The organism is Haemophilus parahaemolyticus, from assembly GCF_018373095.1.
Taxonomy (GTDB): domain Bacteria; phylum Pseudomonadota; class Gammaproteobacteria; order Enterobacterales; family Pasteurellaceae; genus Haemophilus_A; species Haemophilus_A parahaemolyticus_A.
Map to the genome: position 1 here is coordinate 1 of NZ_JAHAHT010000150.1, position 2,388 is coordinate 2,388.

The window sequence follows — 2,388 nt, forward strand, 5'->3', positions numbered from 1 at the left end:
ACTTAATCCATTCAACAGGCTGAGCCCCTTTACCCACCTCAATCAAACTGCCCACAATATTACGCACCATATGATGCACAAAAGCATTCGCTTGAATATCCACGATAATATAATTTCCCATTCGATATACATTGAGATGATGAATATTTCGCCAAGGCGTATGTGACTGACATTTGGCTGCACGGAAAGAGGAAAAATCATTTTCACCCAATAAAAATTGCCCAGCTTCGTGCATCTTTTTGTGATCAAGATCGCAGTGATAATGGGAAACACCATGCGGTAAAATCGCAGAACGCAGTTTTCGGCTGAAAATAATATAACGATAGCGGCGAGCAGTTGCACTAAAACGTGCGTGAAATTCCGCAGATACTTCTACCGCCCATTTCACTGAAATATCGTTAGGCAGATGTGCATTTGTACCGAAACACCAACTTTCTAAAGGACGTTGCACCTCAGTTTCGAAATGCACGACTTGCCCCGTACCGTGTACGCCAGAGTCTGTCCTTCCCGCACAAAACACTTCGATCGGAGAATTAGCAATAACGGATAACGCCTCTTCTAGTTTTTGTTGTACGCTTAATACACTCTCTTGACGCTGCCAACCAAAATATTGGCTGCCGTCATACTCAATCCCTAATGCGATTTTCATTTGAGTTTATTTTTTAATTAATGTTAAAAATTCTTTACGAACATCACGATCGTCTAAGAAAACACCGCCAAAGGCCGATGTTACTGTATAGCTGTTCGTATCTTTCACACCACGACATTTCACGCAGAAATGGGTTGCTTTTACATACACCGCCACATCTTCGGTTTCCAAAATCGTCTGGAAAGCTGTTAAAATCTGCTCAGTAAAACGCTCTTGCACTTGCGGACGTTGTGCAAAAAATTGCACCACACGATTGATTTTTGATAACCCGATCACCCATTTTTTCGGATAATATGCCACAGCCACTTTACCATCAATGGTCACAAAATGGTGCTCACAGGTAGACGTCAAAGTGATATCGTCCACCAACACCATTTCGCTCACCTTCATACGGTTCTCAATGTTAGTAATTTTCGGGAAAGTTGCATAATCCAAACCACTGAAAATTTCATCAACATACATCTTCGCTAAACGATTTGGTGTTTCTTCAAGGCTATCATCTTGCAAATCCAAACCAAGCAATTCCAATACTGAACGCATATGTGCTTGAATTTCAGCACGACGGCTGTCTTTATCTTTGGTGTGTGGTACAGTAGGCGTTTCAATACCTTTGGCAAGCAACGCACTGCGTACTTTCTGTGCTTCGTCTGAAAGATCTAAAATAGATGAGATCGTTGTCATTTAGTTTCCTCCCAATTTAAGGCGGGAATTCTAACAAATTGACATAGAAAAGCCTATAACATTTACTATTTAAAATGATATTTAAAATTCCACAAGCCTTAACAACGGTGAATATATTTAAGGTAAATTAAAAGGACTAAGCTCAGTAAAGAACTTAATCCTCAGATAAACATATTATTCTTCTGTATAGATAGTATTAAACTAAAAAGTTTCTTTCGCTTCTTTTAACAAGGCTTTGGGAATCGTAATACCATAAGCCTTCGCGGTTTGCGTATTAACTGAAAGCTCCATTTTGCTTACTTCGTGAGTTGGAATTGAACCCACTTTTTCGCCTTTTAACACACGAGCTGCCACTTTACCCGTTTCCACACCAATATCATATTGATTTACAGCATAAGCGGCTAATGCCCCACGTTTTACCGTATCTCGGTCAGCAGCAATCACTGGCACTTTAATTTCTAATGCAGCTTTATGCAACGCTTCATAAGCAGAAACTACCGTATTATCTTCAGAAATATAAATCGCCTGCACTTTACCCGCTAAACTGCGTGCTGCCGTGCCAATATCAGCACTACGTTGCACCGCAACAGGTATAACTTTAATATTCACTTTTTCCGCTTCAGCTTGTAATTCTTTCAATACAATCGCTGAATTGACTTCGCCCGCACTAAATACATAGCCAACGGCTTTAAGTTCTGGCACAAGTTTATGAATTAACTCTAGTTGCGGTTCAATCGCTTTATGGTCGGAAACACCTGTTACATTCGTGCCCGTGGGCTTCCAAGATTTCACTAATTTGGCTGCTACAGGATCCGTTACTGCAGAATATACGACAGGAATGGTTTTGGTTACTGCCACAGCAGGCTGAGCTGATGGAGTTGAAATTGGAATGATGATCTCTACTTTATCACCTACAAATTTACGTGCAATTTGTGCTGCAGTTGCAGTACTGCCTTGGGCTGACTGATAGTCGATTTTAATTGTTTTGCCATCTTCAAAACCGTGATTTGCCAATTCATCAACAATCCCTTTGCGAATAGTATCAAGTGCTGGATGCT

At 40.6% G+C, this 2,388-nt stretch carries 3 protein-coding genes; all 3 read right to left on the bottom strand.

Annotation, left to right across the window (positions count from 1 at the left end; genetic code table 11):
* Positions 1-649 (bottom strand): tRNA pseudouridine(38-40) synthase TruA (gene truA, locus KH943_RS09855; RefSeq protein WP_304110409.1); only part of this gene is annotated, 649 nt, incomplete at its 3' end.
* A gap of 6 nt (positions 650-655) precedes the next feature.
* Positions 656-1,330: a GTP cyclohydrolase I FolE gene (folE, locus tag KH943_RS09860; RefSeq protein WP_438359839.1), complete on the bottom strand. Its 675-nt coding sequence runs from the start codon at positions 1,328-1,330 to the stop codon at positions 656-658.
* 201 nt (positions 1,331-1,531) lie between these two features.
* Positions 1,532-2,388, bottom strand: an 857-nt coding sequence (locus KH943_RS09865) for an ABC transporter substrate-binding protein (protein ID WP_304110410.1), incomplete at its 5' end; no start/stop codon positions are given.